General features: G+C 60.2%; 10 protein-coding genes. 4 read left to right on the top strand and 6 right to left on the bottom strand.

Annotation, left to right across the window (positions count from 1 at the left end; genetic code table 11):
* Positions 1-7 precede the first annotated feature (7 nt).
* Together ACYQ6J_RS09255 and ACYQ6J_RS09250 are read left to right on the top strand one after the other, a co-directional pair.
* Positions 8-1465, top strand: coding sequence for a sugar porter family MFS transporter (locus tag ACYQ6J_RS09255; RefSeq protein WP_460183896.1), 1458 nt, complete (start codon positions 8-10; stop codon positions 1463-1465).
* Positions 1466-1522: 57 nt separating this feature from the next.
* Entirely contained in the window at positions 1523-4798 is a 3276-nt protein-coding gene (locus tag ACYQ6J_RS09250) for a discoidin domain-containing protein (protein WP_460183895.1), read from the top strand.
* A 149-nt stretch (positions 4799-4947) separates the two neighbouring features.
* Here the strand turns inward: ACYQ6J_RS09250 and ACYQ6J_RS09245 are convergent, their stop codons facing one another.
* Both ACYQ6J_RS09245 and ACYQ6J_RS09240 read right to left on the bottom strand, forming a co-directional pair.
* Positions 4948-5844, bottom strand: a complete 897-nt coding sequence (locus ACYQ6J_RS09245) for a sugar phosphate isomerase/epimerase family protein (RefSeq protein WP_460183894.1) — start codon at positions 5842-5844, stop codon at positions 4948-4950.
* 326 nt (positions 5845-6170) lie between these two features.
* Positions 6171-6758, bottom strand: coding sequence for a hypothetical protein (locus ACYQ6J_RS09240; RefSeq protein WP_460183893.1), 588 nt, complete (start codon positions 6756-6758; stop codon positions 6171-6173).
* Between the two features lie 287 nt (positions 6759-7045).
* Between ACYQ6J_RS09240 and ACYQ6J_RS09235 the strand changes: the two genes are divergently transcribed.
* Complete coding sequence (locus tag ACYQ6J_RS09235; RefSeq protein WP_460183892.1) at positions 7046-8989, top strand: preprotein translocase subunit SecA; 1944 nt, start codon at positions 7046-7048, stop codon at positions 8987-8989.
* A gap of 18 nt (positions 8990-9007) precedes the next feature.
* On the opposite strand, the gene ACYQ6J_RS09230 is transcribed toward ACYQ6J_RS09235, so the two are convergent.
* The 4 genes from ACYQ6J_RS09230 to ACYQ6J_RS09215 form a co-directional block, all read right to left on the bottom strand.
* Complete coding sequence (locus ACYQ6J_RS09230) at positions 9008-9376, bottom strand: hypothetical protein (RefSeq protein WP_460183891.1); 369 nt, start codon at positions 9374-9376, stop codon at positions 9008-9010.
* Positions 9377-9739: 363 nt separating this feature from the next.
* A complete protein-coding gene (locus ACYQ6J_RS09225) occupies positions 9740-11116 on the bottom strand; it encodes a serine/threonine-protein kinase (RefSeq protein WP_460183890.1) in 1377 nt (458 codons plus the stop codon).
* Positions 11117-11325: 209 nt separating this feature from the next.
* A complete protein-coding gene (locus ACYQ6J_RS09220) occupies positions 11326-12138 on the bottom strand; it encodes a hypothetical protein (protein WP_460183889.1) in 813 nt (270 codons plus the stop codon).
* 42 nt (positions 12139-12180) lie between these two features.
* Complete coding sequence (locus tag ACYQ6J_RS09215) at positions 12181-14460, bottom strand: PKD domain-containing protein (RefSeq protein ID WP_460183888.1); 2280 nt, start codon at positions 14458-14460, stop codon at positions 12181-12183.
* 381 nt (positions 14461-14841) lie between these two features.
* Between ACYQ6J_RS09215 and ACYQ6J_RS09210 the strand changes: the two genes are divergently transcribed.
* On the top strand, positions 14842-15957 hold the full coding sequence (locus ACYQ6J_RS09210; RefSeq protein WP_460185537.1) for a Gfo/Idh/MocA family protein: 1116 nt from the start codon (positions 14842-14844) through the stop codon (positions 15955-15957).
* The last annotated feature ends 53 nt before the right edge of the window (positions 15958-16010 follow it).

The raw sequence follows: 16010 nt of genomic DNA, 5'->3' as shown, positions 1-16010 counted from the left end.
GAGCACCATGAATCGCTCGCAACTTTCCGGCACTCGATCCCCCACCTACGACATGACCTTTCTTTGGTCCGTTTGTCTTGTGGCGGCCATGGGCGGGTTGCTTTTCGGCTACGATTGGGTGGTCATCGGCGGCGCCAAGCCGTTCTACGAACCTTACTTCCATATCGCGCCGAAGAGCTTTTGGCAGGGATTGGCCCAAAGCAGCGCCTTGGCGGGGTGCCTGGTGGGGGCGGTGCTGTCCGGAATGCTTACCGACCGTTGGGGACGCCGCCGCCTTCTCATCGCGGCGGGCCTGCTGTTTACGGCGTCCGCCGTCTGGACCGCGCTGGCCGAAAGCTACCTCTCGTTCAATGCCGCCAGAATCCTCGGCGGCATCGGCATCGGATTGGCTTCGAACCTTTCGCCCATGTACATCGCCGAGGTTTCCCCCGCCGAGGTTCGCGGCGTCTTTGTCTCCATCAACCAACTCACCATCGTGATCGGCATTCTCGCCGCGCAGATTACGAACTGGGCCATCGCTCAACCCGTCCCATCCGGAATCGCGGAGGGTCAATTGGCCGACTTCATCCGCGGTACATGGAACGGACAGTTTGGTTGGCGCTGGATGTTCGGGGCCGAAACCGTCCCCGCCGCCCTGTTCTTTCTGCTCATGTTTTTCGTACCGGAAAGCCCGCGTTGGCTCGTCAAGGCGGGTCGCGATAATGCCGCGGAACGGATTCTCGCTCGCGTTGGAGGTTCGCAGTACGCCGAAAACGCCCTCCGCGACATTCGCGAGTCCCTGTCGTCGCTAGCGGGAAGTCGCGTCCGTATCGGCGAACTCTTCGAACCGGGAATCCTACACATCGTCGCGCTGGGGGTGTTTCTCGCCGTCTTTCAGCAGTGGTGCGGGATCAACGTGATCTTCAACTATGCGCAGGAGGTATTCCAAGCGGCAGGCTACGGCGTCAGCGCCGTCATGTTGAACATCGTCATCACCGGCATCATCAACCTCATCTTCACGTTTGTCGCCATCTACACCGTAGATCGCTGGGGACGCCGCAGCCTGATGCTGATGGGGGCGGGCGGATTGGCGGGAATCTACCTCATCCTCGGCTTGGGTTATCATTTCCACAGCACGGGCATTCACATGCTGGTGCTGGTCGTTTCGGCTATCGCCTGTTATGCCATGTCCTTGGCCCCGGTAACCTGGGTCATCATCTCCGAGATCTTCCCAAACCGGGTTCGCGGAGTCGGCGTCTCCATCGCCGTTTTCTCCTTGTGGCTGGGTTGCACGGCCTTGACGTTGACCTTCCCCTTGCTTTTGGGAGCCTTAGGGCCGGACGGGGTATTCTGGCTCTACGGGGCGATCTGCGCGGCGGGCTTCATCGGCATCCTGCGTTTTCTGCCCGAGACCAAGGGAAGGACTCTGGAAGAAATTGAACGCCGGTTCCTTCGAACCGAAACACCAACCGGGCCTCGCGACTAGTCCGGTTTTTTGCCGTCTATTCCGCAGGGATTTTGGGGAACTTTGGGGAGTATAGCCATGTTGCATCGCGGATGGTGTTGCGTCTTGGCGACGATCGCGTGCGTCGGTCTCTCGTTTTTCGAAGGAATGTGCGTGGCCGCGGAGGATGTGCTCCCTTTGCAGGGAACATGGCGATTCCGCCTGGATCCCCAAGATGAAGGCGTGCAAGGAGGGTGGTATTCCGAGACCCTGCCTGATCGAATCGAGCTACCCGGCATGCTCCAAGCCCAAGGTTACGGTTTTCCGCCCACTCGGGAAAGCAAATGGTTGGCGGGCATAGGGTTGAAATTGCAAAACGATCCCCGCTTCGCGGAATTCTTTTCGGACGAGAACTTCCTCTGCCCATTCTTCCTCACGCCGCCAAGGCACTACGTGGGACCGGCGTGGTATCAGCGAGAGGTCGAGATTCCGCAAACATGGGCGGGTCGCCGAGTGACTCTCTTTCTCGAGCGTGCTCACTGGCGGACCGACGTTTGGGTCGATGACCGCGCGATCGGTTTCGCCGACTCCTTAGCCGCGCCGCACGTCTACGACCTGTCGAATGAACTCACGCCGGGTCGGCACCGGATCACGATTCGCGTCGATAACAGTTACCTGATTCCCGTGGGCACCAGCGCCCATAGTATTTCGGACGAGACGCAGGGGAATTGGAACGGCATCGTGGGGCGGTTGGAACTGCGGAGTAGTTCGCCCGTCTGGATCGAGGAACTCCAGATATTCCCCAGTTATGCGAGGAAGTCGGTGGAGGCGAAAATCACGCTGGGAAACCGAACCGGATCGCGAGGTCGGGGGACGATCACCTTGCAAGCCGTCTCCAGGAATGGCGCGAACGACGCCGGCGCACAGACTTATCCTGCTCGGGAATACCCGGTTCAGTGGGATGAAGACGGCGGGCAGGTCACGCTCGACTATCGTCTCGATGAAACGGCCAAACCATGGGACGAATTCGACCCCGCGTTGTATCAGCTTTCCGCGCGACTTACCGCGGATGCGAACTCCGACGCGGAAATCGCCGACGCCGTCTCCGCCGCGTTCGGATTTCGCGACCTCGCCATCCAGGGGACGCAATTCACCGTCAACGGGCGCCCGATCTTTCTGCGGGGAACTTTGGAGTGCTGCATATTCCCCCGCACGGGACACCCGCCGATGGATGTGGAGTCGTGGCGTCGGATTTTGGCGACGGCCAAGTCCTACGGCCTGAATCACTTGCGGTTCCACTCGTGGTGTCCGCCCGAGGCGGCTTTTCAAGCTGCCGACGAGATGGGCATGTACTACCAAGTGGAATGCTCATGCTGGGCGGCGTTCGGGGACGGCACGCCCGTCGACGCCTTCGTGTACAGCGAGGCCGCCCGCATCCGGAAATACTACGGGAATCACCCCTCCCTCCTCTTGATGGCCGCGTCGAATGAACCGGGAGGACGCAACCGCGACGCGTTCTTGACCCGTTGGGTCGAAACTCAACGGCGGAGCGATGGGAGACACGCCTATACCGCCGGATCCGGTTGGCCCACGATTCCGGCTAATCAGTATCACGTGCAACACGCTCCCCGTTTGCAGGCCTGGGGACCGCTCCAGTTGGATAAAGCGCCGCAAACTTGGGACGATTACCGCGAGCACATCGAAAAGCAAGGGATTCCCGTCGTCAGTCACGAGATCGGCCAGTGGTGCGCCTATCCCAACGTCGTGTCGGAACCGGAAAAATATACGGGCTTCTTCCGTGGTTCCAACGTCGAGGTCTTTCGCGAAATTCTCCAGCGGAAGGGTCTGTGGGAGCAAGCCGAAGAATTCCTCGCGGCATCCGGACGATTCCAAGTGGCGCTTTACAAACAGGAGATCGAAACGGCCTTGAGGACGCCCGGCATGGCGGGTTTCCAACTGCTCGATCTTCATGATTTCCCCGGACAGGGAACCGCTCCCGTGGGCGTACTGGACGCCTTCTGGGAATCCAAAGGGTACTGTTCGCCGGAGGAATACCGTCGGTTCTGCTACTCCACGGTGCTGCTGGTCAGAATGAAAAAACGGGTATTCACAGCGGACGAAACGATCCTGTTTCAGTTGGACGCAGCCCACTACGGACCTCGCCCGCTCGACCAAGTCGTCGTGAACTGGCGACTCCACGATAAGGAACGCGTGTTCGTGGAGGGCGAGTTGACGGCCTCGGACATCCCGACGGGGCGCGTTAGCAAGATCGGCGAATCGAGCGTCTTGGCTGCCGATCTGCCAGCCCCCGCCGAATTGACGTTGACCGCGACACTGGAAGGCACACCGATCGAAAACGATTGGAAGATTTGGATCTATCCCAAGGCTCCGCCGATCGAGATTCCCAGCGGCGTAACGCTCAGCGACGACCCCGAGACGGCTTGGCAATCGGCAAACGAAGGCAACCGGGTGATCCTGATGGTGCCCGCCGGGCGTGTCGCCGGTCGAACGCGAGGCACGTTCCAGCCCATCTTTTGGAATCGGATCACGTTTCCTACGCAAACGGTTCATATGGTGGGCATCGTCTGCCGTCCGGAGCACCCGGCCCTGAAGGATTTCCCGACGGCCTTCCACGCCGATTGGCAGTGGCAAGAGTTGCTGGACTTCTGTAAGCCGATGGTCCTGGACGGTCTGCCGCGTGAATTGCGCCCCATCATCCAACCGATTGATGACTGGTGCGACGCTCGAAAACTGGGATTGATTTGGGAAGCGCGCGTGGGCAAAGGACGTTTGCTGGCGTGCAGTATCGATCTATCGAAGAACCTGGACGAACGGCCTGCGGCGAGGCAATTGCTATCCTGTCTACTCCGCTACGTCGCCTCGTCGGAATTCGCACCAACGGTCTCGCTGGAACGAACCGCGTGGGATGGATTATGGCGTACCCCGGGCCTGTTGGAACAACTCGAAGCACGGGCAACCGCCGATAGTAGCGAACCGGGATTCGAACCGGAGCGTGCCGTGGACGGCAATACCGAGACCATGTGGCACACCGCCTGGAATCCCAGTCCCGCGCCGCTTCCCCATCATTGGACGCTGGAATTGCGGCAAGCGGTTTCGCTCCGAGGTCTTCGCCTCTTGCCTCGTCAAGACGGGAACCCTAACGGACAATTGGCGGAATGCGAAATCCAAGTGAGCGATGACGGCACCACTTGGACTACGGTGGCAAAGCCGTCCTGGGATAACCGAGCGGTGGAGAGGGAAATCATCTTCGCCGATCCGCAAAAGGCGCGATTCCTCCGAATCGTTGCACTCCGGGAAATCCGCAACCAGCCGTTCGCGTCCATCGCCGAGGTCGAGCTTATTCCGGCCCCGTAGTACAAGGTCGGCGTGCAACCCTCCCCCAAAAAGATCCCGCCGCGCCGCATGAAAGCGTCGCAGCGGGATCGGGACACCCTAAGAATCGCGGCACGCCACGGATCGCCGAGCGGCGATCCGATCGTTTACGCCCACGCCGCGGCCAAGGCTCAGCTTTCGAGAATTTCTTTGGCGACGCGATCGAAGAACTTGACGCACTCGGCGATTTCGGGGAGCGAGTTTTCCCAGTTGTATTCGTATTCGATGGAGAACACCGCCTTGAGACCCTGGCGGTGAATCTCCCGCAACAGTGCCGGCACATCCGCCTTGCCGGTTCCCCACGGCACGTCGTGCGCTCCGCCGCCGAATTGATTCAAGTCCTTGAAATGGAAGCAGATGATGCGTCCTTCCATCTTCTTGACCGCTTCCAAGGGGACGATTTCCGATCGCATCCAGTGACCGGTATCGGCGCAGGCGCCGATGCGTTTGCTCCGGCCTTCGCAGACCTTCAGGACGGTATCCGGGTTCCAGTAGATGGAAGGCTTCGGATGGTTGTGGAGCGCGACGTTGATTTCGTATTCTTTGCACAAAGGTTCAATGGCGTCGAACGCGTCGAAGGGCGGTTCGGAAACGATCGTCTCGATGCCCATATCCTTCGCGAAATCAAAGACCCGGCGATTATCGTCGGCGTTGCCTCCCAGTCCTCGCACGCCGTAATTCACCAACTTGATTCCCGCGTCGGCGAGTCGCGCCTTGACCTCGCGTCGTCCCTCCGCGGAGAGGGATTCATCGAACTTGGCGTCGCCTTCCGGCGCCAAACGTTGGCCCGGATACGCCTCGATATAGCGCAAACCCACCTGGGCGTTCTTCTTGATGGCTTCAAAAAAGCTGAAACGATTGAAGCTATAGGCCTGACAGCCCAACCGCCATCCCAGCTTTTCGGCGTGCGGAGCACCCTGGGCCAACTTGGCATCCTGGGCCGACGCGATGCCGACCAGCCAACGCGGCGCCGCCAGAGTTCCGATCACGGCGGCGGACGTACCAACGAAGCTTCGACGACTCAACATGATGCAGTCTCCCTCAAATAGTTGGAATGAAGCGACGGGACTACGCAGGTAGCGTCGGAATCCGAGACCGGATGCACTCGCGATCGCCACCGGGGCCGAGACGGCCTTAACGGACATTGCGCCGTGATCGGCAAACGATCGCCATCCGCACATCGCGGGAGTAAGCGCCGGGTTGCCGCGCCACTGTTCACTGCTTTGAGTATAGCGCCGCTGAGAAGCGGCGGCAATCATGGAAACTCGGTGGGTTCATGCGCGATCCGGCGGCACGACCGGCGTTGGTTGCTCCCTGGCACGTGCACCGACCATGCAGGCCGAGACTGCCCCGATCACCCTTGGTCCACCAAACTGGGCGGCAGATAATCCGCTCCACCCGTTGATAACACCATGGGCCGGATCGAACCGGATTCTTCTCGAGGCAACCGTGCCTGCTTCTCCGCGACTGCGGGAGAGTCGCTGCGTTCGGAATCCCGGCGGACCATACCGCCCGCTTGGAGAATCCGTTCCAACTCCTCAACGCGCTGCGCGACTGCGTTGAACTCGTCGGCGAAATCTTTCCAGAAGTCGCCCTGCCGGAATCGCAAAAGCGGAACCGTTTCGCCCCGTGCCAGAGCCCGCATGGAGCGCCGCACGCGAATCAGAGGCCCCGAAAACCGGTTGCTCAGTCGGATGATGTCCATCAAGATCAACGGCAATACTACGAGAGAAGCGAAAAACGGCGGCCCAAAGCGAAACCACAAGTCTTCCAAATGAGCGAAGATCGGTCGCGGTGGGCCCGCGATGATCTGCCAACATACCAACATCAAGGCTACGGCGGCCAGGCATAGCATCCAATAGGTCACGACCCGGAGAATCAGTGCCGCCTGCACCTCCGGATCGACAAAGAGTCGCTGCCGTAATTGTCGAGAATTGTCCATAGTCGTGTCACCATCGCGATCGAAAGCGGCGGCAGTCGGCCGAACGCCGGGAAAGCCTCCGCGAGGGTGGGAAAAAAGGTATGGTTGGGTAATGAAATGTAGCTCAGGAATCGCCGTGACAATCGGGAAAACCGGCGGCGGTCGCGAATCGGACCGCGTGCCCCCGGCGTCGTCGGTCGCCGACCGAGTCGCATCCCGGTTTCCCGCGAGACTCCCTATAATCCACGATGAAGCCACTAAGCGGCCCCCCACCATCGAGGAATCCGTCAGGTACGAAAAGAATTGTCATGCCGTCAGCCGGACTGAATCTCGCCGCCGTTCTTCCGATCCCCTCTCATGCGTGGATATCGCACTGGAAGCCCTTGGTGTCTCGAATCAAGGGACTGGAACCACAATGTCAATCCCTGTCGGACTCCGACCTGCGCAAGCAGAGCCTGGCCCTGCGCTACCGCGCTCGGAGCGGCGAACCGCTCGGTCGTCTGCTCCCCGAAGCCTACGCCTTGGTCCGCGAGGCGGGGCGCCGCCGATTGAACATGCGGCATTTCGACGTCCAAATCCTGGGCGGAATCGCCCTGTTTCATCACGCAATTGTGGAAATGCAGACGGGTGAAGGTAAGACGCTCACCGCCACGCTGCCCATGTACCTGTACGCGTTGGCCGGGCAGGGCTGCCATTTGGCCACGGTCAACGACTACCTCGCCAAACGCGACGCCGAGTGGATGGGCCCCATCTACGAGGCCCTGGGTCTCACCGTTGGGGTAATCCAGACCGATATGGCGCAACAGGCGCGGAGAAAAGCGTACGCCGCCGACGTCACCTACGGAACGGCCAAAGAGTTCGGTTTCGACTTCTTGCGCGACCGCTTGCTCCTGCGCAAGATCCGCGAGGGACAAAGCGATCTCATCGGCGGCATGCTCGCCGATCAGAGCGGAGAGCGCGGAGAGCAACCCGTCCAACGGGAACCGTTCTTCGCGTTGGTGGACGAAGCGGACAGCATCCTCATCGACGAAGCCCGAACGCCACTCATCATCAGCGCCCTGCCGACGGAAGAGGAAAAGATCGCGGTGGAGTGTTACAAATGGGCGGCGAGCGTGGCCGAGCAGTTCCTGGAAGATGAAGACTACGAGTACGATCACGAGAAGAAGTCGGTGGAACTGACTCGGGCGGGGCGACGCAAAGCGCGGCAACTGCCCAAGCCCGACGCCATGGCGGCGGTCGGTATGTTCCACGTTTATGAATACCTTGAGCGGGCGATTAAGGTGGCGCGCGACTTCATTCGCGACCGCGAGTATGTAGTACGCGACGGAGAGATCGTGATCGTGGACGAGTTCACGGGCCGCTTGGCCGAAGGAAGAAAGTGGCGAGACGGCATCCATCAGGCGGTGGAGGCCAAAGAAGGGGTGGAGGTCACAGTCGCCACGGGACAGGCCGCCCGCGTGACCGTGCAGGACTTCTTCCTTCGCTATCGCCACCTGGCCGGTATGACGGGAACCGGTCGCGACTCCAGTCGAGAATTGCGCCGCATCTACAAGTGCCCGGTCATCATCATTCCCACCAATCGCCCCAGCATCCGCAAGCGTCTGCCCGATTTGATCTTCGGCACCGAAGAGGAAAAGTGGAAGGCGGTGGTCGATGAGACGTGCGAAATGCACGCCTTGGGACGTCCCGTACTGATTGGGACGCGGTCGATCGAGAAGTCGGAATTCCTTTCCAGTTTGCTGAAGCAGCGAGGGATCGAGCATGAAGTATTGAACGCGCATCACGTCGAAAAGGAAGCGGCCATCGTCGCCGAGGCCGGCAAGATGCGCCGTGTGACGGTTTCCACCAACATGGCCGGTCGCGGAACGGATATCCGTTTGGGTCCCGGTGTGGCGGAACTCGGCGGGCTTCACGTGATTTGTACCGAGATGCACGACGCCGCCCGCATCGATTGGCAGTTGCGAGGGCGTTGCGGACGACAAGGCGACCCGGGTTCTTTCCGCCAATTCCTGTCTTTGGAAGACGAACTCTTGGAAAAAGGACTCGGACCGAAGCGTGCTGAGCGATACGCTGCGCTGGGGCGACGCGCCCAACGATTGTTTCCCGAATTGGCGTCCCTGTTTCGAAAGGCCCAACGCAAAATCGAGCGCCGCCATTTTCGGGATCGCCAGGCCCTTATGCACTTCGAACGCGAGCGAAAGAAGATGCAGCGGCAGATGGGGCAAGATCCTTATCTGGACACGCCGAACTGAAACCCGCTTCGACGAACTTTACGACCCGTCATCGGCGGTCTTCCGCCGCGCCTTTTCCTTGGGCGGCGTCTTGCCGCTCTTTCTTGGCCGAAGAAACAAGATCAACAGTACCAGAGGCCCCAGCACTAGCGCATAGCGTGGGCGAAACACCACGATCGCCGTCACAAACGGGACGGAAAGGGCCAACCAGGCGGGAAGCCTTTTGACCTCGGGGTAGGCAAGCCAAAGCAAGATGCACAATATGCCCATGCGACGGCACGCCGCCTCGGACATGAGGTGAAATTCGCTGGAAGGCGGAACCATCAGATAGTAGACCGCGCATCCGATCAGAGCCAAGCCGAGTATGCCGATCAGATGACGCTGGAAGTCTTTCGCGAACTCACGCATCAGCCCGGCGGTCCCTTCTCGCCGTCTCGAGAACCCTCGGCAGCATAGCGTCCCAAACCGTGCGATCACAAGCGGCATTCGAACACGCCCCGCTCCGGCCTTGCGGTAAGTGACGGTCCATGCGAGCAGGACGCACCCACTTTTAATCGCGCGACGAAGCCCCGCGTTTCTCTCCGGATCGCCCCTCACTTCGGAATGGAGGCGAAACGCCATCTTATGATGTCGCTCCCCTCCTGTCCACGGCACGCGGCACTGAATTGCCGCGCAGAGTCCTCTAGGGGGTCGGTTCACAACGATCGCGCTGTGTTCCGAAGCCGGGGTTCGGTGAGCGATGCGAAATAAATCAGGCTCAGCGACGGCAATTCAGAGTTGATGCAGAAAGAACTTCCAGAACACGAAGACCGCCGTCATGAGCAGTGCCGGCAACACAACGAAGAATATCATCGGACCGACTACCCCCTTTGCCCCCGCCGGTTTCAGCGTACGGGATAGTCCGATCGGGAGTGCCGACGGTTCGATGAGAGTGCCGGTCGTGTTCGGATCGGCGTTCGTCTCCGTTTCCAGAGGAACGACGCCGCTGATGGCCGGCAGGTTCGGCTTGGTCTCGGCCAGGTGGAGCTTGTCCCAAGAAAGAGGCACGGCGACGCGCAGTCGTCTTCTTCGAGGGCGGTCGGCCGCCGACCGTAACCACGCCGATTCGTCCAGAGGATACGGGATATCCGCCCACGGGGACAGCCTCGCGATGACCTCCGACGCCGATCCGATCCGATCGTTCGGATCCTTGGCCATCATATCCGCCATTACGTCCACGAAGGCCGCGTCCAGTTCGGGATTGAGTCGTCGCGGGTCGAGCGGTTTCAACTCGCAATGGGCTCGCACCTTGTCGGCCGTACCGCCTCCCGGAAAAGGCACCTTCCCGGTCACCGCGTAGTACAACGTGCAACCGAGCGAGTAGATGTCCCAGGCGGGCGTGGGATTGTGCGGATGGCGGATGTGGTCCGGCGAAAGATAATCGACGGTCCCCACGATCCTGCCGTGCCGAGGATCGTGGACTGCGTCGCGTCCCGCGGGACCGGCAAGTCCGAGATCGGAAAGCTTCGCAAAGCCTTGCCCCGTCACCAGAATGTTTCCCGGCTTGACGTCGCGGTGGACGAGGCCTTTTTGGTGGGCATGGTGCAACCCGGCGGCAACCTGAGAGATGATCGACGCCGCGGCGTGCATTCGCAAGGGACCGAACTGCCGAATCAACTTCCGCAAATCATTGCCCGGCACGTATTCGGTGACCAGATAAACCACGTTGCCGTCCATCCCGGCATCCAGAGCACGGACCAAATTGGGATGGTCCAGCATGGCCTGGGCGCGAATCTCGCGCAAGAAGTTCTGGACCGCCTCGGGGTTGGACTTGTGCCGCGGCAAAACCTTGACCGCCACGACGCGATGCAGAACCGTATGCTCTCCCTTGAAGACCTGGCCCATCCCGCCCCGCCCGATCGAATCGATGATTCGGTACGGGCCAAGATTGAACTTGGTGCGGCCTTCCAGGAGTTGTTTGGCCTGCCAGGCGTTCAGGTGTCCCAACTCGACCAACTTCTGGGCCAATCGCTCTTCGTAAACGGCCGAACCCGCCGCGAAACCGGGGCCCGCCCCCAGAGCAACCTTGGCCTCATCCAGATGGGCTTGAGTGACCAGCCTACTGGCCAAGGCACACATCTCGAAGCTGGTTTCCCCGTGAATCGCCATGCAATCTCGAGCCAAATCCGGGGCCGAATCACCGCTGGGAAAGGAGGACGCTCCAAGCGGCGTGCCGCGGCCGATCGCGACAAAGCATTTACCTCAGATTATAACCTGCAAACGCAAGCTTTTGACGATTTTTTCGCGGCGGACACAAACCCGAACCCCTCCGCGGGCGGATCGTCGCCCACGGCCATCGAAGACAATGGAAGCCCCGATCAGTAAGGGTACAGCCCCTTCAAAGACTTAGTCCGCAGGTCCGGCAATCGATACTCGATTTCGACGGATTCCTTTCCGATTTCGATTCCGCCCAAACCTGGGTCCCACAACCAAGTCCATTGCCGTAATTCATCTCGGTGGAGAATGCAGCGATCCAGCACCCGCGTCCGCTTTTCCTTCTTCCAACCGCCGTAGGCCCAGGAATACTGCCAAATCTCGTGGCGAATCGTCGCCGCGCCGGGGAAATCCCCCTCGTAACTGGTCGGCAAATCCCGAATCAGCATGACCAGGACGCGGATCGTCTTTTCGTCGCCGCCGAAATAGAGCGGTTCGACCTTATTCTCATAATGCCGCGACGCCCGAATATCCTCCTCCACCCATGCCCGCGCATCCTCGTCCACTTGGCTGTCGCCCTTGAAGAAGGGGTCGAACTCTAGAACGGGAGCGAAATCGAACCCGTCGATCCGCACTCGCCCCTCGCCCAACAGAATCAGATCGTATCGGCCCGGCTTGAGGTTCCGCAGCACCCAGACATTTCCCGACTTTTCACCCGTCGCGTCGAACACCGGGGCATCGATCTTCGCCTTGGGGTCCACCTCACGGGTGGGATTCCCGTCCTGATCCCAGCGTCGCACGGCGCCCACGGCGCGAATCGCCAAGTCACCGCCGACTCGCAGCGTGAGATCGGCGGCCCGGGCCGGGACCTCAATCCACAACGGCACGCATGCGCACAGGAATAACGCGAACACCAAAAGCCGGTAATGCCGTGAGCGGCGGCTCATATTTCGAACTTGTTCCGTCGATGGGATCATGTCTCGTTTCTCCGCCAATGCCGCGACAATTCCGCCGCAAGCTCATTGCAGCCGACTGGGTGATTGACGCAGTTTCTCCAACATTTGCCGCGCTTCGCCTACCAAAGGACTGCCGGGGTAGTCTTTCAGCAGGGACTCCAACGTTGCGACGGCGCGATCGACTTGCCCCCTCGCAACGTCGCTCTGCGCCGACAGCACCAACAATTCTTCGATGTAGGGCGAATAAGGATTGACCGCAAGCAGGCGATCCGCCAGCGCCGTCACGAGGTCGTGACGCTTGCGACCGGCCCAATACTTCGCCGTCAAAAGGGGCAGATAGCCCTCGATCATATCGGCGGGAAATTCATCTTGCCAAAGCCGAATCTCATGGATGGCTCGTTCCCATTCGGCATTCTGTAAAAACTCTTCGGTGGAGCGACTATGCGCGCCGCGCCAGGCGGTCCGCTCAATATCGTTCCGTCGACCGCTTGCCAATTCTTCGGCCCGGCGATAGGCGGCCACGGCTGATTCGGAGTTTCCCACCGCGGCGTAGTAATCACCGAGGACTCGCTGATAAGCCCGGTTCGCGGCGGAATTGCCCACATTGCCGGACAAGAGCCTTTCCGCTTCATCCAATTGCGGCTTGGCGGCATTGGGATCAGCCAAATCGTTGATCATGATGTCGGCTACCGCCACGAGGCACTCGGCTTTGGCGCCGGGGGAACGGACTCGTGCCAAGCACCCCTGCCGAATTGCAACCGCCGCTGCGGCATCCCCGAAAACCTCCCTCGCCAACGACTCTCCCAGCGCCGCCAATTGCAGCCAAACCGACTCTTCGCCGGTACCCTCCGCCGGTCCCGAAAAAACCGTCTTGACGGCATCGAGTGCGGCTTGTTGGTACTTGATTCGCTGCTGCGCGAGGGTCTTCAGGTCTTGCGGCTTCGACGTCGCGGCCTGATCCTCATCAACGAAAATCGTGTTGGGGGGCGGGGGCGGCAAATACTGATCGGCTTTGGCTAAATAGGCGGAAACCAATTGCAGCAGCGAGGGCGCGTCCAACTTCGCCGGTTGATAACCCTCCAGGACGGCCGTCACGTCGTCCAAAGTCAGGGCTTTGTCTTGCGGCTTCAATCTCGGCCGGTCGACTTGGATGCGATTCGTTATTTGGAAGGGGCGGCCCGCCCGAATCAAGGACAATCGGACCGAGTAGATTCCCGGTCGCAGGAACACGTGGCCCACCTTGGCGCCCTCCGCCGTTTGTCCATCCCCGAAGTCCCAAACAATGCGCGGCGATCCCGCCAGGGCACTCGGTCCCGCCTCCGCGAACTCGACGGCGATCATGGGGACGTCGTTGTCGGGCAAAGGCACGTCGCTGACGATCCGGAAGTTAAAGTCCGGCAGAAATCGCTGATCCGGCGCGGAAGGCGGGCCGACCTGCGGACGAACGATGACGTCGGCGCGAAAGACTTCCGGCGGAATGGCCGTCGGGGCCGCCGGTTTAGGAGCCTTGGGATCGACCTCCCAAGCGGCTACCGCCATCCCGGCCTCAGTCGTGGAGGCGTGGTAGTACTCGAAACGGTGCCGCCCGGCCTCGAGTCGAATATCACGCCGCGTGTCCGGAGTGGCCCAGCGGGTCGGCGGATGGCGTCCGGGGGCCTCGGCCACTACTTTGCCGTCGATCAACAAGAAACTGCAATCCTGACTGGATGTGAAGAAACCGTAAACGCCGCCGCGAGCGATGTTCAAGACGCCCGAGTATCTGCTGAAATAGGGCGCAGGACTCAGCGTGAACGGATTCCCCGCGTGTTGGATGCCGGTCACGTAGTCCGCTCCGAAGGGCTTGGCTGCTGCGAAGGCTTGACGGACCGAATCCAGACTGTTCAAGTTGCAGTCCCGATATTCCCGCGTCTCCAGCAACAGCCCGTCCTCGGCGGTCCAGGCCGGGCGTCTGTCGTCAGGAAACGCCGGTCCTCCGTAAAGAATCTCATAGGGCGCCCGAGTAGATATGGTCTGAAACGCAAGACGGCAGAAATCTCCCGGACCCAGTTGCAGCACTCGCATAGGCGGCAACTCGTTGCCGGTCGCCACGATCACGTTCTTCCCGTCGCTGGAAATGGCGCCGTGATGATAGAACTCGACCACGACAATCGGGGCGGATGCGTCCGCGGGCAATGCGATCGGTCGAAGATAGAGGAATTCCTGCCCCCCCCGCCGAAAGTTTTGTCCCAAGGCCGGGGAACCCGTCGCCGCTAGCACCAAAACGATCCCCAAAACGCCCGAAAAAACCGTCGCCGCCGCGGTTGAGCGGTCGGCCTCGTGCCGTCCTCGCATGCGTCCCGTCATAACTCTTGGCCTTCCCTAGAATGCCGACAGATGTTCTTTTCCTCGTGTTGATGAGCGCACCCGCCCACCGCCGAAGCGACGTCCGACCGATCACGACGACGCGACGCCGCACCTCTCCCCCTTAGCGACGTGCTCAAAGTTGCGGCGGGTTGATTCAACCTTTAATCTATTAGGCACCGCCGCCCAATGGAAGAAGCAAGCAGAAAAGGCTCGGGCATCGATCGCGCGACCATAAATTCGCGAAAGCGAACGCAATGCCGTGAGCGGGACGAGCCGGGCGCAAGAGGCAAAGACCGCAAGATGAGTCTCTTGCCGGCGGCAGCGGAATACGGGGATTTCCGGCGACGGCAGGCGAGAATCCATGAAATGGGAGAAACTCAGATGGCCAAGAACAACGTCCGCGTGGCAATCATCGGCCTGGGCTTTGGAGCGGAATTCATTCCCATCTACCAAAAGCACCCGCAAGCTGAAATGTATGCGATCTGCCAACGGAACACCGAACGACTGCAACAGATCGGCGATACTTTCGGCGTGCCCGTGCGATACCACCGCTTCGAGGACGTCCTCGCGGATCCGAACGTGGATTTCGTCCACATCAACTCCCCGATTCCCGATCATGCCTGGATGTCGGTCGAGGCCCTCAAGGCGGGTAAACACGTCATGTGTACCGTGCCGATGGCCACCACGATCGAAGATTGTCGGCGGATCGTGGATTTGGTACAAGAAACCGGTCTGAAGTACATGATGGCCGAGACGGTCGTCTATTCCCGGGAGTTCCTATTCATCAAAGAAATGTATGAAAAAGGTGAATTGGGCGAAATTCAGTACCTTCAGGCATCCCACACCCAAGATATGGACGGTTGGCCCGAATACTGGGAACGCATGATCCCCATGCATTACGCCACCCATGTCGTGGGGCCTTGTTTGGGTTTGATGAACAGTCGCGCCGAATACGTCTCCTGCTTCGGATCGGGGAAGGTTCGCGACACGATTCGTGAGAAGTCGGGAAATCCCTTCGCCGTGGAATCGTGTCATATCAAAATCAAGGACTCCGACGTCGCCGCCCATATCTGGCGTTTTCTGTACGATACGGCCCGGCAATATCGCGAAAGTTTCGACGTATACGGCAGCAAACAGAGTTTCGAGTGGACTTTGGTCGAGGGGGAACCGCACATCCTGCACACGGCCAAGAAGCCGGAACCGGAGATTCCAAGCAGGATTCAAGTGCCCGACTACGCGCACCTCTTGCCGGAACCGATCCGACCGTTCACCCAAGCGATTCAGGATCCGCAGCACCGTTCCTTCATCCAGGGGGCGGGTCACGGGGGTTCCCATCCCCATTTGGTTCACGAATTCGTTTCGGCGCTGGTGGAAGATCGCGATCCGTGGCCTAACGCGGTTCAGTCCGCGAATTGGACGTGCGTCGGAATCTGTGCCCACCAATCGGCCATGGAGGGCGGTCGAATCGTTCCCCTGCCCGATTTCACGCTGGCGTGATCGGTCACAGTGTTTCCAAGTTTTCGCAAGCACCGAACAACGGGAGTCTGCAA

This window comes from Thermopirellula anaerolimosa, assembly GCF_054657335.1.
This window is presented reverse-complemented; position numbering and strand designations above follow the sequence as displayed.